Below are 20,819 nucleotides of genomic sequence, written 5' to 3' on the forward strand. Positions count from 1 at the left end.
GAATAATATCTTTCCAGGACCGTCTTTGCGCGCCCGCTTCGTTCTGGGCAGGCCGGTGCCCAACAACAGAAAACCCGGCGATGAAACACATCCGTTTCATCGCCGGGTTGGCAGGCGCCCTTTTTGGGCAAGGGGGTCGTTGCTAGAACTGGTAACGCAGGTCGAAGCGGTCGAGGTCCATCACCTTGGCCCAAGCGGCCACGAAGTCCTGCACGAATTTGTTCTTGGATTCGTCGAAGGCGTATACCTCGGCGACGGCACGCAGTTCCGAGTTGGAGCCGAAAATCAAATCGACAGGCGTCGCGGTCCATCTCAGCTTGCCGGTGGCGCGATCATGGCCTTCGTAAACGCCCTCGGTGCCCGCCTTCTTCCATTGGGTGCCCATGTCGAGCAGGTTCACGAAGAAGTCGTTGGTAAGTTGACCGGGACGGTTGGTGAAGACGCCGTGTTGGGCGCCGTCGGTATTGGCGTTTAAGGCCCGCATGCCGCCGACCAACACGGTCATTTCCGGCACGGTCAAGGTCAATTGGTTGGCCTTGTCGACCAGCATCTCCGCGGGTGAACGGACGTTGGCGGCAGGGTTGAAGTAGTTGCGGAAGCCGTCGGCCTCGGGTTTGAGTTCGTTGAAGGTGGCTACATCGGTCTTGTCCTGGCCGGCGTCGGTACGGCCGGGCGAGAACGGCACGGTGATGGTGTGACCCGCTGATTTGGCCGCGGTTTCGACACCCACGACACCGCCGAGCACGATCACGTCGGCCAAGCTCACCTGCTTGCCGCCGCGCAGCGATTGGTTGAATTTCTTTTGGATTTTTTCCAGTTCGGCGAGCACTTTTTTCTGTTCGGCGGGGCTGTTAACGGCCCATTCGTTCTGGGGCGCGAGGCGCAGACGGGCACCGTTGGCGCCACCACGCATGTCGCTGTTGCGGTAGCTCGCGGCGGAGGCCCAGGCGGTACGTACCAGTTGGGGCACAGTCAGGCCCGACTTGCGGATGTGGCCTTTGAGTTTGTTGATGTCTTTGCTATCGATCACTTTGAAATCACGGGCGGGAACCGGATCCTGCCAGGTCATTTCTTCCGCGGGAACCTCGGGGCCGAGGTAGCGGGCGCGCGGGCCCATGTCACGGTGGGTCAGTTTGAACCAGGCGCGGGCGAAGGCTTTTTCGAATTCTTGGGGATTGTCCAGAAACCGTTTTGAGATTTTGCGGTACTCGGGATCCATTTTCAGCGAAAGGTCGGTGGTCAACATAATCGGCGCGTGGAATTTACCGGGGATGTGCGCGTCGGGCACCATGTTTTTGGCGGATTCCTCGGTGGGGATCCATTGGATGGCGCCGGCCGGGCTTTTGGTTTGTTTCCATTCGAAGGTGAACAGGTTGGTCAGGAACATGTGGGTCCAGCGCGCGGGGGCGGAGGTCCAAGCACCTTCCAAACCACTGGTCACGGTATCCTCGGCGTTGCCTTTGCCGACTTTGTTTTTCCAGCCAAAACCCTGCTGTTCGGTGGGCGCGGCGGCGGGTTCGGCGCCGACATGTTTTTCGGAATGGGCACCGTGCGCTTTACCGAAGGTGTGGCCGCCCGCGATTAAGGCGACGGTTTCTTCGTCGTTCATGCCCATGCGGCCAAAGGTCACACGAATGTCGTGGGCGGCGGCGAGCGGATCGGGCACGCCGTTGGGGCCGACGGGATTCACGTAGATCAAACCCATCTGGGTAGCGCCCAGGGGTTTTTCCAGCTTGCGTTTGCCGCTGTGGCGTTTGTCGGCGAGGAAGCTTTTCTCGCTGCCCCAGTAAACCAGGTCGGGTTCCCAGTCGTCCTCACGACCCCCGGCGAAACCAAGGGTTTTGAAACCCATGTTCTCCATGGCGACGTTGCCGGTCAGGACCATTAGGTCGGCCCAGGACAGGCTTTTGCCGTACTTTTGTTTGATGGGCCACAGCAGGCGGCGCGCTTTGTCGAGGTTGGCGTTGTCGGGCCAGCTATTGAGGGGGTCGAAGCGCATTTGACCACCGGCCGCGCCGCCGCGTCCGTCGCCCTGACGGTAAGTCCCGGCGCTGTGCCAAGCCATGCGGATGAAGAAGGGACCGTAGTTGCCATAGTCGGCGGGCCACCAGTCCTGGGAGGTGGTGAGCAAGTCGTTGATGTCTTTTTTGACAGCATTGAGATCGAGCTTGCTAAAGGCCTCGGCGTAGTTGAAGTTTTCGCCGTGGTAGGGGTTCGACTCGGGATCGTGGGCACGAAGGGGTTGCAGGTTCAACTGCTCCGGCCACCAGAATTGGTTGCTTTTGGCTTCGCCTTTGCGGGCGCCCTCGCCGGCAAAGGCGGCGGATGACAGAACAAATAAACCGATGGTTACGGTCGTCAGAAGGGATTTTCTGCTCATGACTTGCACTCCTAGCATCAATTTGGGCCGTCGTGGGCGTGGCACCGCGCCATCGATTCGGCCACTTGGAATGGTTTTGCTTATTGCAAGGAGTGGGGCCAATTCGGGTATTTTCGGCGCACCGTTGGGTTCCACCGCAAAAAACGCACCGGGGCGGCCGTCAATCTAAAAGCTTAGGTCTCATTTTTGCAAACACTTACAACCCCTGAGGCATCTTACAGAAAACCCCTGTTTTTTTGGAAAAGCCCCCAGAAAGCGAACTGAGCGTCACCAACGAAGGTTCCTCCAAGCGTAAATCGACCAACGATATTTCGGTGGCATGCCTTATTTCGGTTGGGACCGAAAAAAAATTCAACCACCAACCGAACGGGTCGCGGGTCGCCGTGGTACATTGAGGCACCAGTCCCTTTTATTTGCTTAAACCACGCCCCGCCCAATTCATGTTTTTGTGAATTCGGTCGACCGACTGTGCTAAAAACGAATCACTTATCAGGAAACGGCGTGGTAGCGGCAGACCAAAATTGCGTTCCAAGATCCAATCCCCAATGAATAAGGAAGGTCCGATTATGTTGAATCCCTACCTCAGCTTCGACGGCCAAACCAAGGCCGCCTTCGAATTTTATCAATCCGTGTTCGGCGGCGAATTCGTCTCCAACCAAACCTTCGCCGACGCCCCGGCGGAAATGAACATCCCCGCCGAATTTCACGACCGGGTGATGCACGTCTCCCTGCCGGTGGGTGATTCCGTGCTCATGGGCAGCGACCACGTACCCATGTTCGGCGAGCTCAAAACCGGCAACAATATTTCGATTTCCATCGCCCCCAAGGACCGCGCCGAGGCCGACCGCATTTTCCCGCTTTTGGCCGAGGGCGGTGAAATCGGCATGCCCATGGCGGAAACCTTCTGGGGCGCCTACTTCGGCACGGCCCGCGACAAGTTCGGCATTAACTGGATGATCAATGTTGACCTGAGTCAAGCCGGCGAATAAACTGACCCGCGTTTCACCAGCCTTTTTTTACCCTTCCCAAAAAAGCAAAGCCCTTTGGAGTAGCCTTATGAGTGATTTAGTCAAAATCGTTTTAGCCATTTTTCTCCCGCCGGTGGCGGCCTTCTTAGTCGTCGGTCTTACCCTTCACTTCTTTTTAAACATCATCCTGTGCCTGCTCGGCGGCATCCCCGGCATGGTTCACGCGTTGTGGTTGGTCCTTAAAAACAAGTAATCAAGGCTGGGATCGGGGGTTGGGTCGGCCCATCCCCCGATCCCTCGCAAAGATCAGCGCTCCTCTACGCGGTGACGAAGCCGTCCAGCACCGTTTTGCCGATGGCTTTGCCGCTTTCTTGGTGCTCATGAGCGGCGCGCAGATTGGCTACATTGAGGACGCCGCCGATATGGTTGGCGGTGGGTATCAGCACGCCCTGATCCAACAAATCGGCCACGCGGTTGAGCAAGGTGTGTTGCACGTCCATGTCGTCGGTTTGGAACATGGGTCTCGTGAACATGAACTCCCAACTCACGGTTAAGGCCTTGGGTTTGAGCGGCAAAATATCGAGGCTGGGCGGGTCGTCGATCACGGCGATGCGGCCGCGCGGCTCAATCGCTTTGACCACGGCGTCGAAATGGCGTTCGGTATGGGTTAGCGCCGCAACGTAACGGGGCGCGACGCCCAAGTCGGCCAGTTCCGCGTCCAGGGAACGGCGGTGGTTGATGATGTGGTCCGCGCCCATGCGTTCGACCCAGGCCCGCGTTTCAGGACGCGAGGCGGTGGCAATCACGGTCAGGCCGGTCAGTTTTTTGGCCAACTGGATCAGCATCGAACCAACCCCGCCGGCGGCACCGATGACCAGCAGGGCATGGCCCTCGCCCTCCCCTTCACGTAAGCCGAAACAGTCGAACAACATTTCCCACGCGGTGATGCTGGTGAGCGGGATCGCGGCGGCGTCGCGGAACCCCAGCGATTCGGGTTTGCGGCCGACGATCCGTTCATCGACCAGGTGGTATTCGGCGTTGGTACCCGGCCGGGTTAAATCACCGGCGTAACATACCGGGTCGCCTACCTTAAACCGCGTCACCGCGGAACCCACCGCTTCGACCACGCCGGCGGCGTCGTAACCAAGCACGCGGTGGTCGCCTTCCGGTGCCATCAGGGCGCGGACTTTGACATCAACCGGGTTCATCGAAACCCCGCGCACGGCGACCAACAGATCGTGGGGGCCGGGTTTTGGTTTGGGCAGCAGCACTTCAACAAGGGCGTTTTCCGCGCCAATCGGGCCGGCTTCTCGGTGCACAATGGCTTTCATCTTCATTCGATTTCCTCCACTTTTATTGGGTAAGGCCGGTTAGCGTGGCGGCGGTTTCCACCACGGCGCGGCGTAGGTTGGGGTCTGAGGCGTCGGCATGGGCCGGCGCGAAACGCTGATGATCGTTGTCGTAATAACGGCCTGAGGCATCGGCGAATTCGTCCGACAACGCGGCTCGCGTAAGAATATCGGCGCCGATGCGCAGGTCGCCGCCGGCCATGCCGTAGGCTTCCTTCACCATCTTGCTGCCCAAAAACGAGGCGGGGTTCACGGCCACCACCACCAAACCACGGGCCGCGTATTGGTTCGCCTGGTGGAACGAAATCACCGTGAGCGCGAGTTTGCTCTGGGCATAGGCGCTGTTGTCGGACAGCCGCCGTTCACCGCGCATCGCGGCCAGGTCAACCGAGGCCTGGGCCGCCGAACTTACGTTGACGATCCGAGCGCCCGCGGGGAGCAGCGGCAACAACCGTTCGGTTAACAGGAAGGGCGCCAGGGTGTTCACCACAAACCGCACGTCCAAGCCACCTTTGGTTTCGGGTTGGGCGGTGCGAAACACGCCGGCGTTGTGGATCACGGCGTCCAAGCGCTTGTGATCGCCGCGAATGCGTTCGGCCAATTGCGCCACCTCGGCCAAATCGGAGAGGTCGGCCCTGTACGTCAGCACCCGGCCTTCGTCCGCGAGGGCCACGAGGTGGTTGTACACATCAGCCAACTTTTCGGGATTGCGACCGTGAATCAGAACACGGCAGCCCTTGGCGAGCAACATTTCGGCGGTTTTCAAACCAATGCCGTCGGTGGCACCGGTCACGAGGAGGGTTTTAGGGGACATGGTTTCTCCTCACCCTTCCGTTGCATCAGAAGGAATGTTTTGGGTTTGGTTTTGATGAAAGCCGGGCAAAACCTCGCGAGACAAACGCGCCAGGGTGATCTCCAGATCGGCCCGGTTAAAGCGCAGGTTGAGCGCCACGTGATGGACACCGGCACTTTGGTAGGCACGCAACAAAGCCCGCAACGCATGTACCCCGCAACGCACGCCCAGGTGGATCGGCCGAACAGGTGCGTCGGGATCGTCTTGAAGGTCGAGGTACAAGGGTTGCATCACGGGTTTGGGGCCGACCCCTTGTTCGTGCAGGCGATTGCGCCATTCAAGAAGCACGCGCGCCTGGTACAAGGGATCGCGGGGATAGGTCATCCAACCGTCGGCGTTGCGCGCGGTCCAGGCCGGATCTTGGCGACTGCCGCCGGTCACCAATAGCGGCAGCCGGCCGGCAACGGGTTTCGGCAGCAGATCCATGCCCCCGTCGACCCGTCCCCAATCATTCGCAAAGGTCGGCCGCGGCGCCGCGACGCGCCGCAGGTAATCAAAGCTTTGGCGGAACCGCGCACCGCGCGACTCAAACGGCTGGGCCAAGGCCGGGTATTCCTCGGGTCGGTCTCCTGAGGCAACCCCCAGGATCAATCGCCCACCCGAAAGCACATCGGCCGAGGCAGCGGCTTTGGCCACGTGGGCCGGGTGGCGTAGCGGCAAAACGATGCTTGCCATGCCCAGGGCGATCCGCTCGGTGCGCGCGGCTAAATAACCCAGGTACACAAAAGGATCGTACACCTGGCCGGCATCGCCGAAGGACGGCACGTTAAACGGCACGTCCCGAAGCCAAACCGCGGCATAACCCAGTTCTTCCGCGGCCTGAATGCGCGCGTCCTGCCCGTCCATCGACGGCACCGGTCCATGGGGATAAGCACCAACCGGCACGACCAAACCCAGACTCAATTGTCCCGGCTGGAACACGCTGTTATACCCGCGATTCAGCCGAGCAAAGGCCGCGGGTTTCGTATCACCGGCGGGGGCAACCGGGGTCGGCATCGGAACGGCCGTCATTATTGAATCTCCTGCAAGCCGGGCAGTAAGTTGTGCCAATCGCGTTGGTTGTTCATGTCGAACTGGGCACCGTTGTCGTCGGCGTATTGAAAGCGTTGAATCGCCGGTGTTTGGCTGGTCGCCTGGTAAAGCTGATAGGCTTCTTCTTGGAGCGCCGCGTCGATGGGCAGATCGATGGACGCGTAAACCGCGCGTTTGCAGGCGGCAATCGAAGCGGCGGGCCACAAGGCGATGCGGCGCGCAAGCGCTTCAACATGGGGACCAATTTCGTCGGCATCGAGCGCTTTGTTGACCGTGCCGTAGGCGGCGGCTTGATCGGCATCAAAGTCCTCGGCGCCCAAAATAATTTCCAAGGCGCGACCCAAACCCACCTGACGGGCCATGCGCGAGGCACCCCCGCCGCAGGGCAAAATACCCATGCCGACTTCCATTTGCATGAACCGTGCTTTGCCGCGTGCGGCAAAACGCATGTCACAGGCCAGGGCGAATTCATGGCCGCCGCCGCGGGCAAAACCCTCGATTTTGGCGATCGTCGCCTGGGGCAGTCGGCTCACCCGTTCCAGCGTCTTTTGCAGGTCGAGCAAAACCACGTTTTCGCGGGAAACCGCCTCGGTGCTCATCTCTTTGAGGAAGTTGGTATCGGCGTGGGCCACAAATATCTCGGGATGGGCCGATTCGAACACGACGACCTTCACGGTGGGGTCCTGTTCGAGGTCGTCGGCCAGACGGTTGAGGTCGGCCAACATCGGCAGGCCTTGAATATTAACGGGTGGAAAGTCGAAGGTTACCCAAGCAATCGCTTGTTCAATGGAAACGCGAAAGGTTTGAAAATCTTGGTACGGCATGGTCAAAACTCCCTGTTCGTTTGCGCATCGTTGCGCTTTGTCGACTTTCAATCTATCATCTTGATTTTTTAAATAAAGACCTTAGAATGGAGTTCAGAATTCGGTTATTGGATATAATCTCGTGGATATCGAAGCAATTCGCCTGTTTGTGGCGGCGAGTGAAAAACGCAACATCAGCGCGGCCGGCCGCGATTTGGGTTTGGCCCCGGCGGTGGCAAGCGCGCGGCTGGCAAAGCTGGAAACAACACTGCAAGCGGACTTGCTGCACCGCTCCACGCGCAAGGTGACCCTCTCCCAAGAGGGCGCGGCCTTTCTCCCCTACGCCCGCGAAATCCTGGCCCAAGAAGCGGCGGGCCGGGCGGCACTGGGCCTGGGCAGCGCGGTGGTAACCGGCACCCTGCGCTTCACCGCCTCAAGCACCTTCGCCCAGCTTTACATCGCGCCCCTGGTGCCGGTTTTCTTGGCAACACACCCCGGCATCCACCTCGACCTGCGGTTTTCCGACATTCCCTTCGACCTGATCGAAGGCAGTTACGACTTGGCGCTGCGCAACATGGCGCCGGCGGAGAACAGCCTCAAAAGCCGCAAATTGGCGGACGACCAACGCGTGCTCTGCGCCTCGCCCGGCTACCTTGCCGAAAAAGGCACCCCGCGCGTGCCCGAGGATTTGGCCAACCACCAATTAATCGCCTTCCGCGAACAAAAAGCCCGCCAATTGGTGGGCCGCGACGGAACCGAGGCACGTTATGATCCGGTGGGCGCGGGCAGCCGCCTGGTCATTGACGACGGGCACAGCCAAAAAGTAATAACCCTGGCGGGCGCGGGCATTTCGATGAATTCGCTGTGGAGCGTTCACGAGGAACTGGCGGCGGGCAGCCTGGTTCGCGTCCTCCCCGATTTCGACATTCACGATCAATCAGCACTCTGGCTGGTCTACCCCAAGGCCCACGTGCTCTCGGCCAAAGTGCGCACCTTCATCGATTTCCTCCTCACCGAAATCGGCGCCAACCCACCTTGGCTTGGTAACTAGCTCTAGTCTAATCATTTACAGGACCGGCATGAAAGAATCTGATCTATACCTTCCGCTAAAAGGCTTTTTGGAAAACGAAGGTTACCGCGTCAAAGGCGAAGTCCAAAAATGCGACGTGGTCGCGGTGCGCGCGCCGGAAACCCCGCTGGTGGTCGAACTCAAGCTAACACTCAACCTCGACGTGCTGTTGCAAGCGGTGGAGCGGTTGGCGGTCGCGGATCGCGTCTACATCGGCGTCCCCAAAAGCTACAAAGCCCTGTCGAAAAAACGCAAGCGGGTGGTCAAACTATTGCGGATGCTGGGCTTGGGCTTGCTGGTCATCGATCCGGCGCCGCCGGGTCGGGTTGAGGTACTGCTGGACCCCGGTCCGTACCAGCCACGCCCGTCCAAACGCAAGCGCCAACGGCTGCTCAACGAGTTCGAACGCCGCGAGGGCGATCCCAACCTGGGCGGCACGGCAACCCGCAAAGGCATCATGACCTCCTACCGCCAGCGCGCGCTGGCCATTGCACGTTTTTTGGAAGCGAGCGGCCCCACCCGCGCGGCGCTGGTCGCCAAGCAACTCCAAGACCCCAAGGTGCGCGACATCATGTACCGCAACGTCTACGGCTGGTTCGAACGGCGCGGCAAAGGCGTCTACGGGTTATCACCGAGGGGCAAAGCCGAACTCCCGGCGTGGCAAAAGCCGGAAAACCGCCATGATGAAACCTAAAAGAAGCGGCCACCCCTGGTTAGTCTTCCGTTTGCTTCAACCAGTCGATCACGCGGTCGACAGCTTCGAGCACCCTAGCGCAGTAGCGCGGTAAATAGGATTCGGGGGCCGGGGGATGGTTGCCCGACGCCGCCAAGGCCGCGAGGGCCGCACCGCCGTCGAAATCGACGTAGGCCAGGCGGGCGGTGAGTTCTTCGCGCGGTCGGCCGAAGTCGGAGCCGGGCAGGATGGCGACGCCGGTTTCATCCAGTAGCCGGGCGCACAAGGTGGGGCCGTCTTCGATCCCACGGGCGCGCAGGTTTTCCGCGTGGGCGGAGAAGTTGGGAAATAGGTAGAAACCGCCCTTGGGCGTGGCGACGGCGACATCGGCTTGCTGCAGTTTTTTGGTGATGTGACGGCCCAAGGCACCGCAGATGCGTCGGCTCAGCGCGATGTAATGGTCGATGTCGGGGTTGTCCGCGAAGCCTTCAATGGCGGCGTATTGGATGGGCGCGCTGGTGGAGGTGTAGGTTTCACTGGCGACACTCGCCATGCCTTCCAGCAACCACTGCAACGCGGGTGGGAACGCAAAGGTGCCCAATCGCCAACCGCCGGCACCGCACCATTTGGACAGGCCGTTGCTGACAATGGTGCCCTCGGGGTAATAACGCGCGATGGAGACGTGTTGGCCCTGGTGATGCAACCCACTGTAAATCTCGTCGGCGAGAAGGATGACCTTGTATTGACGCGCTACCTTAGCCAGCGCCTTGAGTTCGGCGGCGGGGTAGGTGGAGCCGGTGGGGTTGGCCGGGTAGTTGAGGATGACGATGCGCGGGTAACTGGAATCCTCGCTGCAAAATAGGGCCAAATCCTCGGGCATCAACCGCCAATCGTTTTTTTCCTGGGTGGCCAGCCAACGCACCTTGCGCCCGATGATTTGCGCCTGGGGTGCGTAGCTGACCCAACTCGGAGAAGGCACCACGAGGTCGCCGTAGTAGGTGATTTGCAGCAGAAACATCAGTTCCTTGGTGCCAGGTCCGACGAGGATGTTTTCGGCGCAAAAGTCCAAATGCTGGGTGCGTCGGTGGTAGGCGGCGACGGCCTCGCGCAAGGCGTAAAGGCCGCGGACCGGCAGGTAATCCTTTTCGGCGGCGTGGGCTTGCAAAGCGGCAACCACCGAGGGCGGCACGGGAAACGGCGATTGGCCCAAACCCAGTTTGTAGACTTGTTTGCCTTCGGCGGCCAAGCGCGCGGAGGTTTGGTTTATGGCAAGGGTGGCGGAATCGCCCAGACCGCGCACGTTGAGGTTCAACTGAATGTTGTGATCGGTTTTTTTTCTCATCCGTGCTCGCTTCAGCCCCTACAATCTTGCCATCAGCCGGCAGAACCGAGTCACCAGCGGGGACAAAATCACAAACCCCTGGTGAACCGTTATTTGGTGAAATCACAAAACTGAAGCCGTTCCAGTCGCCAAACGGATTTTCGCTTGTTATTCCTTCAATCGGCCAACGACGCGGGAACCTTAGCCGGCGTCAAGGTAGATCACGTTGTAAACGATAACCGGCCTTGCGCACGGTGAGGATGTGTTTGGGATGAACGGGGTCTTCTTCCAACTTCTTGCGTAGTTCCCCAATGTGGGTGTCGACGGTACGGGTGAGCACGTCACCGGGATAACCCCATACCTCTTGAATTAGTTCCAGCCTCGGGGCGACGGCGCCCTCGCGCTGCAGCAGGGCCAGCAACAGTTCGTACTCTTTCGGGGCCAAGGCGACGACCGCGCCGTCACGGCGCACCTCGCGCGCGGCGGGCACCACTTCCACGCTGCCGAAACGAATTACCGCGAGACTCGGCGCCGCATCAGCCGGTTCGCGCGCAACATGGCGCCGCAACAGGGATTCGATGCGTGCCAACAATTCCAACACGCTAAAGGGTTTGGTGAGGTATTGATCCGCGCCGAAGCGGAAACCACGCACGCGGTCCAGTTCCTCGTCGCGCGCGGTGAGAATCAGCACCGGCATGTCGAACCCTTCCTCGCGCAAGGTTCGCAACACCCGGAAGCCGTCCATGCCCGGCAGCATCAAGTCAAGCACCACCAGGTCCGGTGTGTTTTCCCGTGCGGCGTCCAAGGCCAACCGCCCGTCAGCCACCACCGCTACCCGGTAACCTTCTATTTCAAGGTTGTTTTTCAGACCGTAGGCCAAATTTTCGTTGTCCTCGACGATTAACACCTTCTTGCCGCTCATGGCTGCGCCTCCCCTGTTTCGGCCGCCGCAAAGGCCAACACAAAACGCGCACCGCCCGCGTGCCCGTCTTCCACCCAAGCCCGCGCATTCTGGCAACGCGCCAGTTCTCGCACGAGCCACAGCCCGATGCCGGTCCCGGCCACGGCCGCGTTGCGGTGGCGCGCCAGCCGTTCGAAACGCCGCCAGATGCGGCGCCGTTCGGCCTTGGGCACACCCTCGCCGCGATCTTCAACCCAGAGCAGGATGCGGCCGTCGCGGCGCACCGCGCCGAGTTGGATCGGTTCACCCGGTGGGCCGTATTTAAGCGCGTTGTCGATCAAGTTGCGCACCATGCGCCGCACAAAACGCAGGTCGCCGCGCAGCCACAACGTTTCCGGCGCAATCAGTTGAAACCGTTCCGCGCCGACCATGGGCGCGAAATGGGCCACCTGCTCCGCCAACACCGAACGCACCGCCACCCCGGTCAGGCGCGGCCGGTTCATGCCGTGCAAGGTCCCGGCAAAACGAATCACGTTGTCGACCAAGTCACCCATGCGCCGGGTTTCCGCGTGAATGATCTCAAGGGCGCGGTGGCGCTCCTCCGGCGAACGGACGCGATCCAACAACAGGGTTTCGCTAAACATTTGGATTTGCGCCAAGGGCGTGCGCAACTCGTGGGAAATGCTCGCCATCGAATCGCTTTGCCGCTGCGCCAGATCGTGTTCACGGCGTATTTGCAACAGCGTTAGCCCGACCAACAGCAGCGACAAGGTAAGGAGCACCAGGAGCAAGGGCAGGCGCGAGCGCGGCAGGCCGCCGATAATCAAGGACGCGGCCGAGTCGGTATCCACCGCGATGCGCACCCGTATTTCTTTAAAACCGTAATCAAAAGGGGTTTCGGCGGCGATAGCGCCGTCTTCCCTGCCAAAGCGGTAGAGTTCGCCGTAGGGCGACAGTACCTGCACCGCGAGGCGTGCATTCTCAAAACCGTCCACCCGCGAGATGGGGATCAGACGCCGATTCGCCAACACCCAATCGAAAAAAGGAACGAGCATGCCGGTATCCAGCACCACGCCCTCGAACCGCTGCTCGGCCGCGCGGCGGTAGGCCAGGACCGTGGTGCCGTCCGCGCCGAAGAGCAACGAAAACGGCCAGCCTTCATCGTAGTCCACCGCGGGCAGGGCCGCCGCATAAGCCGCGACCGTTGCGCGGCGGTGGGTGCCGCGCATCCAGAAAGCGCCGTCGCTCAGGTCGAAGCGGCAGAAGGTGAGCGAAAAGGCGGGGTCCATGGTGGGATTGTTAATTGCCGACAAATCCAGGTCGGTCAGCCGGGGTGGCTCCGGCAATTCAGGCCAAGTTTGGTCGCGGAACATCCGCAGCAGGGGCGAAACCCCGTAGTAACCCAAGGCCGGTGCAAACCCGCGAATCAGCTCGCGGCCGGCCAGGCCGGAATAATCGACCAGCACCGACTCCGCGGTTTCGCGGTGGGAGCGCACCGCGTCCTGAACCTGAAAAGCAAGCACCGCCACCACGCAAATGGTCGCGGAAAGCAGGATCATCGTGGCCAGGTTGCGCGCGACACCTTCTCCCAAGTTCGGTCCAGCCATGATTGCCAACCCCCGGACGTTGCAGTAGATCAGGATTAAGTCTCGGGCGTCATCACCGGCTTGTCAATGGAACCGGGCCGGGATTGTGGGAACCTGGATCGGTTCTTTACCGTTTCCTGACAAACGCCTTGCCGGCCCCGGTCCCAAGCCGCGGTTCGTTCCTTTAGCCTAAAACCTAAGAAACACAAAAAAGGAGTGTCGTGATGTTGCGTTGGTTGTGCTTGATGATGGGTGTGTGTTCGCTGCTCCACGCTCAGTGGGACGGCCCTTACGAAAACCTTAAGGTCTTGCCGGAGGATATTGGCAAAAACGAATTGCGCGACATCATGCGCCAATGGTCCATGGATTTAGGGGTGCGCTGCACCCATTGCCACGCCACGCCCACCGGCAAATTTGAGGATATTGATTTCGCCTCGGACGACCGCAAACCCAAAAAAATTGCGCGCGAGATGCTCAAAATGACCCGCGCGGTGAACAAGGATTTTTTCAAGCCCCATGACAAAGAAATTTCCTGTTACACCTGCCACCACGGTACGACCGATCCACGCCCGTTGGAAACGATTTTGCGTGCAGGTTACGACGAGGGCGGTATCGACCAGCTCGAAAAAACCTACCGGGAAAAACGCAAAACCTACCACGGCGCGGGCGCCTACAACTTCAAACCTTGGTCGGCGCTGAGCGTGGTCGCCAACAGCCTGCTCCCCAACGAGAATTGGCCCGACCTCAAAAAGATCCACCTGCTGAACCTGGAGTTTAATCCCGACTACGACGGTTCCCACTTTTTCCTCGGCGCCTATTACCTGGACGTGGAAATCAACGAAACCCTAGCCCGCGACCACCTCACCGCGGCGATGAGGAGCAACGCCTTTTGGACGCCCCGCAAATCGGCGCGGCTGGCCAAGAAATGGGCACACCAGCAAAAGTCGGAAGCAGCAGAACGACTGCTGCGCATGATGGTGGCCGTCGCCCCCAACCACGCCGACACCCACGCCAACCTGGGCATCTACCTCAAAATTAACGGACGCATGGAGGAAGCAGGGCAAGCCTTACAGAAGGCACTGTCCCTCAAACCCGACCATCCCGCCGCCAAGCCGGCCCTCGCTGAAATGGAACAAAAGTAGTGAGTTCAATAGCGGATGGCGTTATGGGGCGCATGATGGTTCTTCTGCCTCGCCCTAACCAGGCAGGGAACGGATCATGGTGTTGCCTGAAATCGTATTTTCGCAACACTATAGCAACAATATATTGAGGAACCGTGGGAGCTTTGCTACTGTATCTAGTCATTACAGGCATTTAACCCGGCCGGATTGACATCCTTACCAATCCACCGCGCATATCCTGATGGAACAGCCTCGACCCAACCGGTCACAGGATCCCGCGGCAGGCCGGGCACCCACGCGCTTTCACCTCTTGTCTTGGAACCATGGCTATGTTTTCACACCTTTGTCTGGATCAATTTCCGCTGGTAACCGTCCCCGATCACCAACTCGGCTGGGCCGTGGTCGCCGCCAACTACCTGGGCAAATGGCTTTTTGTGAAACACAAACGCCGCGATTCTTTTGAAATTCCCGGTGGTACCCGCGAACCTCACGAAAGCATTGAACAATGCGCGCGCCGCGAACTTTTCGAAGAAACCGGTGCCTTGTCCTTCGAGCTTCGGCCGTTGGGCGACTACCGTCTCCGTGTCGCGCCAAAACGCTTTACCTACGGTGCCCTATTTTTGGCCAATGTCGCCCAACTCGGGGCGTTACCCCCCTGCGAAATCGATCGCGTGGAAACCTTTTCCTCGCTCCCTAAAAACTTGACCTACCCCAAGGTTCACGCTGATTTGTTTCAATACGCAAAAAACCACCACGACCGACAATTGTCGGCCACGCCATCATGAATGCCGCCCTCGATTCGTTGCGCCACTGCACCGCTTGCAACTTGTATCGCAACCAGCAACCCCTGATCGCAAAAAGCGGACAGCCACGGCTCATGTGGATCGGCATTTCAGCACAAAAAGCGGATGCCGGCAAGCGGCACGAACCATTGGCGCCCGACACCAAAACCGGATCCGTGTTGGCAGAAATCGAAGCCCGTTGCGGCCTGGGCACCTTCTACAAAACCAACTTGGTCAAATGCCTCCCCCTCGACAACGACGGTAAAATTCGTTATCCCTCGCAAAAAGAGCGTCATGCCTGCTATCCCAACCTTCAATTTGAATGGGAAACCCTGCGACCCGAGGTACTCATTCTGCTTGGTCGTCAACCCGCCGATTATTTGGCAAAGCAGATGCGGGTCGAATTACCACCGCTGAGTAAATCCTTTGATTACCAACTGGTTCAAATGGGAACCATGTCTGTCTTGCCGATCCATCACCCATCCTACATCCTGATCTACAAACGAAAACTGTTGGAACACTACCAGCAGAAAATTGCGGATTGCATCATGCAGCGCCCGTCGCCAAACGGGCTTTTTGAGCGCGCGTCAGCCGAATCAACGTGCGCCGCAGTTCGTCAGGCGGCACCTCACCAAATGGCAGGTTAACCGAGAAGTTAAATTCATCGCGGTCCAACATGGTTGCCAAGGCGCCCGCCTCGGTGAGATCGACCTGACGGTAATCGAGCAACGCCTCTAGGGAGAATCGCCGCCCCGCCACCAGCCGACGCCATTCCGGTGTGCCGGGATATGGGCGAAACTCAAACACACTACAGCGAAACCGGCCGGGCAAACCATCCGTAGCCGCCCAAAGTTGTTCAATGAGCGCCACCGTTTGGTTGAATTCCGCCCGGGTTTCATCGGGAAACCCAAGAATAAAGTAGCCTTTGACATGAATCCCAATTGAGGCACACTTCACAACTGCATCCAAGATCATTTGAGGGGTAATCCGCTTCCCAATTGCCTTTAAGACACGCTCACTACCCGACTCAATCCCCAAGGCCACTTCACGACAGCCGGAAGCCTTGAGGGCCGAAAGAAAATCAGCCGATGCACGCGCCATGATATTAATGCGCCCCGTGGCATCCCATACATAACGCCCACCTACATCAGCCGCTTCAAAAGCCGCCAAACACCGTTTCATAAAGGGTGGTGACGCTAAAAATAAATCATCCACAAAACGAAACGCGGTCACCCCGAATTGGGCATTAAGGGCATTCATTTCGGTCAAAATATTCTCGGGCGAACGCGTGCGAATCGATACGTCGGGATTGGCGGAAACAGCCGCACCACAAAAAGAACAATCATAAGGACAGCCACGAGAGCCCACCAAATTGGCTTCCCAGTGACCGCCCACCCATGTGGGATCCTGGGCAAAAAAACGTCGATCCACCAAAGGCAACCCATTGATGTCGGGGCTGAGCCAAGCCGGGTTGGAACCCTTCGCAAACCCTTGACAAGCATGACCCTGGTCGTCTCGCCAATAAACCAGAGGCAGACGCAAGCGCGCGTTACCATCTTCTAACAACGCCGCAACCCGCGTCTCCGCTTCACCAATCACCAGCGCATCAATGCGGGGAATCGCTGTATCGGCCAAAATCCGTTGAGGCATCGCTTTGGCTTGATGACCGCCTAGCAAAATGCGCGTCTCGGGATCGAGCTCCTGCATCAAAGCCACGCTGTGTTGATAGGTAGGTGCCAATAAATTAAAACCGACCCAGCGGGGGTTGGCTTCGCGCATCAATCGACCGGCCTCGGAAAAACCAATACCCAGCCCCTCCACATCCAGGAGGCCGACCTGAAAACCTTTTGAAGCGGCATAAGTAGCAATATATCCCAAACCTAAAACCGGCAAGGTAAAGTCATTATAACGTGGTGTAATATCATAATTTTTCAACGGTGCATTCACCAATAACAGGTCCAGATCTTTGGTCGAATTCCATCCTAAAATTTTTTCCATCATATCGCTCCAAATAAAAAGCACCCTTACACGAAATACGTAAGCGTTCTTTCACCACACTCTATCGTCACAAAATTAGATATTCTTAAACTCGCATTTTAAGCACTCTCGCTATCCTTCTTTACAATATCAAAAAATTAACCTTCACTTATGGCGCCTCTTAAGGCGAATCCAACCCTTCTTACCGACACCACAACTTTACCGAAGGATTTCCGCGACCCGATGCCACCAACTTTAGCGCCGGAACGTGGGAACGCCCCCAAACGTGAAACCCTGTCAGGAAAAACGGCGTACAACGTCAGCGTTCCCGGTCAAATACCGGCTGTCCAGTGGAAGGCTCGCGACTCAGAACCCCGCCTATCGCGCAAACCGAGTCGCCTTTCGGGAGGTATCTTATGTTTCACAAATTGAAAACCGTGGCTCAAATGACGCGCACGATGCGGCGTGGTGAACACGTCGGTGACGTGCCGGTCCTAAAAATGACCCTGTTCATGGATCAGGAAGCACCCAGCCGACACACGGACCAAGCCCTGGCCATGCACGACATCAACTTTTCCCACATCGACCCTACCCAATTGGTCCGATTGCCCCAGGGCACCTTTGGTCACGCCTACGGCCGATTCATGGCCTTCCACCAACTGCAGCCGTTTAATTTTTCCAGCGCGATCAAACCCCTGTTCGAAAAATACCCGATCACCATTCGCTACGTGCGTGTGCACGACATGATCCACACCTTGCTCGACTTCGACACGAGCCTTGCCGGCGAATTGGGCGTTTACAGCTTCGTCGGCCAACAACACTACACGCCGACCCTGGATTGGGCCGCGCGCGTGGCCGACCGCGTCGCGGTGCTCCCCTTCTGGCAACGGGCCCGGCTGAAAGCAGCCCAGGCGCGCGGCAAAGCGCTGGCCAAGGACGCGGCCGTGCTCATCGCCGCCCCCTTGGAAACGCTGTTCGAACAACCGCTAGACGAAGTACGCCGCGCCTTCATTCCGTGTTTTGCAAGGGTGTCGCTACCGACCGCGGCCTGATCAGCGCGCCGGCCAACTTTTTGCCCCATTTCCCCCGCGGGGTTTCGGCACCAAGGCCGGCCCCGCCAATGATCGTCAGCGTCCCCCCAACGCCCTTACCCGCATAGCTCACAAGGATTTCTGCGACGAATCCGTGTGAGAAATGCGAGCTGGGATGGGTCCGCCGCCAATGAGACCCGTCACGGCCCAAAAACGAACGCACCACCCAGCACGAGTTTGAAGTGGATCGCAACGGCATCCACAACCACAAAGCAACAGCCGTCACCCGCAAAGGCGGCAAACGTTAAAACGAAACTTGAACTGAACCACCCCGGCCGGACAACCCTCGCTCTATCGGTTGAAAAGCACAGCAAGGAAACCCACGGTCCCCTTCAACGTCTCACCCCAGCAGGTGAAACCGAAACAGGAAAAGACCTGTCCAGGTTGCTTTCGTTTCCTCGGTAGGGGTAACTTGGAAAACGGGGGCGGGCTGCCTTTCCGGCCCAAACCACGTCAATTTTCAGAAGGAAAAGGGCTCATCCTTTTTCTTGCCGAGCTTTCATGTTTTACTGTACACATCCAGGCTTTTGTCCCGGGAAGAGACCCGAACCGAGAAGGAGGTCCCTTGAAACCTGAACCAAACAGCGTACAGAGAACCTTTTCGGTTACCGCGCTTGATGAGAATGACGAAAAAGCCTACTGGCTTCAAAAAACACCTCAAGAACGCATGCAAGCACTTGAAACCATGAGACAAATTGCCTATGGCTACGATCCGACTACCGCAAGACTTCAAAGATTTTTTGAAATTGTTAAACGAACATGAGGTTCGTTATCTCCTAGTAGGAGGTTTTGCGGTTTCCTACCACGGCTATCCACGTACAACCGCCGACATCGACCTATGGATTGATGTAGAAGCACAGAATGCCGCACGGGTTTTGAATGTAGTCAATGAATTTGGCTTAACTTCTCCCGATCTGACAACAGCGACTTTTTTGATTCCCGATCAAATTTTCCGAATGGGATTTCCACCGCTACGCATTGAACTGCTGACAGGTATCTCCGGCGTTGAATTTGAGGAATGCTACACCTCACGGATTCAAGGTGAGATTGACGATATCACCGTGGCAATCATCAACCTCACTCATTTAAAAGCCAATAAAAAAGCCTCAGGTCGTTTCAAGGATCTCAACGATCTTGAGAACTTGCCCTAGCGGCCAAATCCGTCATGCGGGCGCCCGGGCCTTTGCCGAACATGAATTGGAACGGGATGCCCGCCCGTTCGCGCCAGTCGGTTTCGTGGTGACCGTCACCCGGGAAGCTGAGGTAATGCACCGCTTGCCCACAACGGTAACCGCGCGGCAACAACAAGTCGCGCATCCGTTGGGTTGACTCGAAGTTGTCGCGGGGGTATCCGCTGTCCAGGTAAATTTGGATCGGGCGTTTGGGTTCGCCCGCGACGCGGTTCATCAAATCGTTTTCAAACGAAAACGTCGACGACATACAGATCGCTTTGCTGAATCCCCCCGGGTATTCCCAGGCTAGAAAAAACGATTCCAGGCCGTCCAAGGAGGAACCCATCGCCGCGGTGTGTTCGGCCCCCGGCAAGGTACGGAAATCGCGGTCGATCCGGGTTTTGATGTGGTTGACCACCGCCTTGCCATACCGGTTGGAACCGGGCGCGGTGTCATCGGTCATGCGGTTTTTGGTGTAGATGCCAACCACAATCACCTTGTCGATCACGGCCAAGCGGTTGAGCAGGTCCATGGTTTCGTCGGCACCCCACTCGCGGCCCCTAAAGGCCTCACCCGAAAAAAAACAGACACAAGTCATGTTTGGCGCTCGTGAGATTTTCGTATTTCATCACATTTTACTTGACGTGCTATTTTACAATAACTAGGATTTTGATTGCCTCCATCTAGAAAAACCAAAACCACCGTGAATTTTCACGCCTAAGCGGAGGGCGCTTGATGGTCGATTTCACCTATCGAGATGAAACCTACGTATTTAACCGGGCTACCCGTTATCTCGCCCGAACCGAACCCCAACAACGCCACAACTACCTCAGCCGCCTCCAACCCGACACGGTGCGCGGCAACGTCGCCGACGCCTGGCGCTTCCCGGTTTTGGACGGCGCCCCCGCGGGCACCGACGCCAACGAGGTGACCTTCATTTACCGCGCCTGGAACGGGCGCAGCCCGGCCGAGGTCGCGGTCGCCGGCACCTTTGGCGAACTCTACCAACCGATCCCGATGAAAGCGGTCGGCGATTATTTTTCGGTGACGGTGACCATCCCTTTCAACCAGGTCCACCGCTACCGCTTCCGTGTCGACGGCACCTGGCTGGTGGATCCGATTAATCCACAACAGGTAACGGACGCGCGCGGCGAAACCTGGTCCCGCTTCTTTACCGATTACTGTACCCAACGCCTGGTGCTGGAAACCTGGGAAGCCAACATCCTCGACCGCTTGACGGCGTTGCTGCTCCCCTTCCGCACCGAGTTGGGACGCCAATTCCTGGATCGCAGCCTGCCCCACAACTACCGCCTCGACGAATCGGTGGGCGTGGTCAACTACATCGACAAAATCCTGGCGCGCGAGGAGAACCACCGCCTGTTTGACTACCGCACCTGTCTGTCCATCCTCAACGAGGTGCTGCGCGCCCGCGATTTCGTAAACGAACCGGAAGCCATGAGCCGCGCGCTGTACGAACAGGTTTTGGGTGAAATGGAAAGCGGCAACGTCGCCGGCTGGGACCTGGACCGTTACGGCAACCCCAACTTTTTCGTCAAACTGCTCAAGCGCCACACGGTCACCGGCGCCTTCTGCCATCCCAAATACGGCGGCAACGTCAACGGCATCGCCTGGGCCTACCTGGAGGAACGCTTCCGCGCGGAAGACGGCGGCACCTTGTTCAACTGGCGCCAAGCGGTGGAACAGCCCCTCGGCAACAACCCCGACTACAACGGCTAGGAGC

Annotated in this window: 21 protein-coding genes; 11 read left to right on the plus strand and 10 right to left on the minus strand. The window is 58.4% G+C overall.

The window, feature by feature from the left end; translation table 11 throughout:
• Positions 1 to 142: 142 nt before the first annotated feature.
• Complete coding sequence (gene katG / locus J3U88_RS32070; RefSeq protein ID WP_207863116.1) at positions 143 to 2,380, minus strand: catalase/peroxidase HPI; 2,238 nt, start codon at positions 2,378 to 2,380, stop codon at positions 143 to 145.
• Positions 2,381 to 2,946: 566 nt separating this feature from the next.
• On the opposite strand from katG, the gene J3U88_RS32075 reads away from it, so the two are divergent.
• Both J3U88_RS32075 and J3U88_RS32080 read left to right on the plus strand, forming a co-directional pair.
• The gene (locus tag J3U88_RS32075) at positions 2,947 to 3,369 is read left to right on the plus strand and encodes a VOC family protein (RefSeq protein ID WP_207863117.1); all 423 of its coding nucleotides are present in this window, start codon (positions 2,947 to 2,949) and stop codon (positions 3,367 to 3,369) included.
• 67 nt (positions 3,370 to 3,436) lie between these two features.
• The gene (locus tag J3U88_RS32080; RefSeq protein ID WP_207863118.1) at positions 3,437 to 3,601 is read left to right on the plus strand and encodes a YqaE/Pmp3 family membrane protein; all 165 of its coding nucleotides are present in this window, start codon (positions 3,437 to 3,439) and stop codon (positions 3,599 to 3,601) included.
• A 64-nt stretch (positions 3,602 to 3,665) separates the two neighbouring features.
• Here J3U88_RS32080 and J3U88_RS32085 read toward each other — a convergent pair whose 3' ends face one another.
• The 4 genes from J3U88_RS32085 to J3U88_RS32100 are packed head-to-tail and all read right to left on the minus strand — an operon-like array spanning position 3,666 to position 7,406.
• Complete coding sequence (locus tag J3U88_RS32085) at positions 3,666 to 4,679, minus strand: zinc-binding alcohol dehydrogenase family protein (RefSeq protein ID WP_423842101.1); 1,014 nt, start codon at positions 4,677 to 4,679, stop codon at positions 3,666 to 3,668.
• 22 nt (positions 4,680 to 4,701) lie between these two features.
• Positions 4,702 to 5,511: an SDR family NAD(P)-dependent oxidoreductase gene (locus tag J3U88_RS32090; protein ID WP_207863121.1), complete on the minus strand. Its 810-nt coding sequence runs from the start codon at positions 5,509 to 5,511 to the stop codon at positions 4,702 to 4,704.
• A gap of 9 nt (positions 5,512 to 5,520) precedes the next feature.
• Positions 5,521 to 6,561: an LLM class oxidoreductase gene (locus J3U88_RS32095; protein ID WP_207863122.1), complete on the minus strand. Its 1,041-nt coding sequence runs from the start codon at positions 6,559 to 6,561 to the stop codon at positions 5,521 to 5,523.
• Complete coding sequence (locus tag J3U88_RS32100; RefSeq protein WP_207863123.1) at positions 6,561 to 7,406, minus strand: enoyl-CoA hydratase/isomerase family protein; 846 nt, start codon at positions 7,404 to 7,406, stop codon at positions 6,561 to 6,563. Before J3U88_RS32100 ends, J3U88_RS32095 begins: the two co-directional genes overlap by 1 nt.
• Before the next feature lie 121 nt (positions 7,407 to 7,527).
• Here J3U88_RS32100 and J3U88_RS32105 point away from each other — a divergent pair, with 121 nt between their 5' ends.
• Both J3U88_RS32105 and J3U88_RS32110 read left to right on the plus strand, forming a co-directional pair.
• The gene (locus tag J3U88_RS32105; protein ID WP_207863124.1) at positions 7,528 to 8,436 is read left to right on the plus strand and encodes a LysR substrate-binding domain-containing protein; all 909 of its coding nucleotides are present in this window, start codon (positions 7,528 to 7,530) and stop codon (positions 8,434 to 8,436) included.
• Between the two features lie 28 nt (positions 8,437 to 8,464).
• Entirely contained in the window at positions 8,465 to 9,148 is a 684-nt protein-coding gene (locus tag J3U88_RS32110) for a DUF2161 family putative PD-(D/E)XK-type phosphodiesterase (RefSeq protein ID WP_207863126.1), read from the plus strand.
• Positions 9,149 to 9,167: 19 nt separating this feature from the next.
• On the opposite strand, the gene J3U88_RS32115 is transcribed toward J3U88_RS32110, so the two are convergent.
• From J3U88_RS32115 to J3U88_RS32125, 3 genes are all read right to left on the minus strand, one after another.
• The gene (locus J3U88_RS32115; RefSeq protein WP_207863127.1) at positions 9,168 to 10,469 is read right to left on the minus strand and encodes a pyridoxal phosphate-dependent aminotransferase; all 1,302 of its coding nucleotides are present in this window, start codon (positions 10,467 to 10,469) and stop codon (positions 9,168 to 9,170) included.
• A gap of 190 nt (positions 10,470 to 10,659) precedes the next feature.
• Complete coding sequence (locus J3U88_RS32120; protein WP_207863129.1) at positions 10,660 to 11,370, minus strand: response regulator transcription factor; 711 nt, start codon at positions 11,368 to 11,370, stop codon at positions 10,660 to 10,662.
• A complete protein-coding gene (locus tag J3U88_RS32125) occupies positions 11,367 to 12,956 on the minus strand; it encodes a sensor histidine kinase (RefSeq protein ID WP_207863130.1) in 1,590 nt (529 codons plus the stop codon). Before J3U88_RS32125 ends, J3U88_RS32120 begins: the two co-directional genes overlap by 4 nt.
• 203 nt (positions 12,957 to 13,159) lie before the next feature.
• Between J3U88_RS32125 and J3U88_RS32130 the strand changes: the two genes are divergently transcribed.
• The 3 genes from J3U88_RS32130 to J3U88_RS32140 all read left to right on the plus strand — a co-directional run bounded on the left by J3U88_RS32130 (position 13,160) and on the right by J3U88_RS32140 (position 15,485).
• The gene (locus J3U88_RS32130) at positions 13,160 to 14,077 is read left to right on the plus strand and encodes a c-type cytochrome (RefSeq protein WP_207863131.1); all 918 of its coding nucleotides are present in this window, start codon (positions 13,160 to 13,162) and stop codon (positions 14,075 to 14,077) included.
• Between the two features lie 308 nt (positions 14,078 to 14,385).
• Entirely contained in the window at positions 14,386 to 14,841 is a 456-nt protein-coding gene (locus J3U88_RS32135; RefSeq protein WP_207863132.1) for an NUDIX hydrolase, read from the plus strand.
• On the plus strand, positions 14,838 to 15,485 hold the full coding sequence (locus J3U88_RS32140; protein ID WP_207863133.1) for a uracil-DNA glycosylase family protein: 648 nt from the start codon (positions 14,838 to 14,840) through the stop codon (positions 15,483 to 15,485). Before J3U88_RS32135 ends, J3U88_RS32140 begins: the two co-directional genes overlap by 4 nt.
• Here J3U88_RS32140 and J3U88_RS32145 read toward each other — a convergent pair.
• Complete coding sequence (locus J3U88_RS32145) at positions 15,385 to 16,836, minus strand: B12-binding domain-containing radical SAM protein (RefSeq protein ID WP_207863134.1); 1,452 nt, start codon at positions 16,834 to 16,836, stop codon at positions 15,385 to 15,387. The genes J3U88_RS32140 and J3U88_RS32145 overlap by 101 nt on opposite strands.
• A gap of 395 nt (positions 16,837 to 17,231) precedes the next feature.
• Between J3U88_RS32145 and J3U88_RS32150 the strand changes: the two genes are divergently transcribed.
• The 3 genes from J3U88_RS32150 (at position 17,232) to J3U88_RS32160 (ending at position 19,057) form a co-directional block, all read left to right on the plus strand.
• Positions 17,232 to 17,867 (plus strand): Coq4 family protein, encoded by a 636-nt coding sequence (locus J3U88_RS32150; protein WP_207863135.1) that lies wholly within the window; start codon positions 17,232 to 17,234, stop codon positions 17,865 to 17,867.
• A 604-nt stretch (positions 17,868 to 18,471) separates the two neighbouring features.
• Positions 18,472 to 18,669, plus strand: coding sequence for a hypothetical protein (locus J3U88_RS32155; protein ID WP_207863136.1), 198 nt, complete (start codon positions 18,472 to 18,474; stop codon positions 18,667 to 18,669).
• Complete coding sequence (locus J3U88_RS32160) at positions 18,647 to 19,057, plus strand: hypothetical protein (RefSeq protein WP_207863137.1); 411 nt, start codon at positions 18,647 to 18,649, stop codon at positions 19,055 to 19,057. Before J3U88_RS32155 ends, J3U88_RS32160 begins: the two co-directional genes overlap by 23 nt.
• Here J3U88_RS32160 and J3U88_RS32165 read toward each other — a convergent pair.
• Complete coding sequence (locus J3U88_RS32165; RefSeq protein ID WP_207863139.1) at positions 19,032 to 19,676, minus strand: alpha/beta hydrolase-fold protein; 645 nt, start codon at positions 19,674 to 19,676, stop codon at positions 19,032 to 19,034. The genes J3U88_RS32160 and J3U88_RS32165 overlap by 26 nt on opposite strands.
• Before the next feature lie 137 nt (positions 19,677 to 19,813).
• Between J3U88_RS32165 and J3U88_RS32170 the strand changes: the two genes are divergently transcribed.
• Positions 19,814 to 20,815, plus strand: coding sequence for a gluconate 2-dehydrogenase subunit 3 family protein (locus J3U88_RS32170; protein WP_243436268.1), 1,002 nt, complete (start codon positions 19,814 to 19,816; stop codon positions 20,813 to 20,815).
• The last annotated feature ends 4 nt before the right edge of the window (positions 20,816 to 20,819 follow it).

Source organism: Acanthopleuribacter pedis, from assembly GCF_017377855.1.
Taxonomy (GTDB): domain Bacteria; phylum Acidobacteriota; class Holophagae; order Acanthopleuribacterales; family Acanthopleuribacteraceae; genus Acanthopleuribacter; species Acanthopleuribacter pedis.

Coding starts and splice junctions, on each gene's coding strand:
- J3U88_RS32125 (WP_207863130.1), bottom strand. CDS start 12,956: ATGGCTGGACCGAACTTGGGAGAAGGTGTCGCGCGCAACCTGGCCACG.
- J3U88_RS32090 (WP_207863121.1), bottom strand. CDS start 5,511: ATGTCCCCTAAAACCCTCCTCGTGACCGGTGCCACCGACGGCATTGGT.
- J3U88_RS32100 (WP_207863123.1), bottom strand. CDS start 7,406: ATGCCGTACCAAGATTTTCAAACCTTTCGCGTTTCCATTGAACAAGCG.
- J3U88_RS32085 (WP_423842101.1), bottom strand. CDS start 4,679: ATGAAAGCCATTGTGCACCGAGAAGCCGGCCCGATTGGCGCGGAAAAC.
- katG (WP_207863116.1), bottom strand. CDS start 2,380: ATGAGCAGAAAATCCCTTCTGACGACCGTAACCATCGGTTTATTTGTT.
- J3U88_RS32075 (WP_207863117.1), top strand. CDS start 2,947: ATGTTGAATCCCTACCTCAGCTTCGACGGCCAAACCAAGGCCGCCTTC.
- J3U88_RS32130 (WP_207863131.1), top strand. CDS start 13,160: ATGTTGCGTTGGTTGTGCTTGATGATGGGTGTGTGTTCGCTGCTCCAC.
- J3U88_RS32135 (WP_207863132.1), top strand. CDS start 14,386: ATGTTTTCACACCTTTGTCTGGATCAATTTCCGCTGGTAACCGTCCCC.
- J3U88_RS32115 (WP_207863127.1), bottom strand. CDS start 10,469: ATGAGAAAAAAAACCGATCACAACATTCAGTTGAACCTCAACGTGCGC.
- J3U88_RS32165 (WP_207863139.1), bottom strand. CDS start 19,676: ATGACTTGTGTCTGTTTTTTTTCGGGTGAGGCCTTTAGGGGCCGCGAG.
- J3U88_RS32140 (WP_207863133.1), top strand. CDS start 14,838: ATGAATGCCGCCCTCGATTCGTTGCGCCACTGCACCGCTTGCAACTTG.
- J3U88_RS32150 (WP_207863135.1), top strand. CDS start 17,232: ATGTTTCACAAATTGAAAACCGTGGCTCAAATGACGCGCACGATGCGG.
- J3U88_RS32095 (WP_207863122.1), bottom strand. CDS start 6,561: ATGACGGCCGTTCCGATGCCGACCCCGGTTGCCCCCGCCGGTGATACG.
- J3U88_RS32110 (WP_207863126.1), top strand. CDS start 8,465: ATGAAAGAATCTGATCTATACCTTCCGCTAAAAGGCTTTTTGGAAAAC.
- J3U88_RS32080 (WP_207863118.1), top strand. CDS start 3,437: ATGAGTGATTTAGTCAAAATCGTTTTAGCCATTTTTCTCCCGCCGGTG.
- J3U88_RS32145 (WP_207863134.1), bottom strand. CDS start 16,836: ATGGAAAAAATTTTAGGATGGAATTCGACCAAAGATCTGGACCTGTTA.
- J3U88_RS32170 (WP_243436268.1), top strand. CDS start 19,814: ATGGTCGATTTCACCTATCGAGATGAAACCTACGTATTTAACCGGGCT.
- J3U88_RS32120 (WP_207863129.1), bottom strand. CDS start 11,370: ATGAGCGGCAAGAAGGTGTTAATCGTCGAGGACAACGAAAATTTGGCC.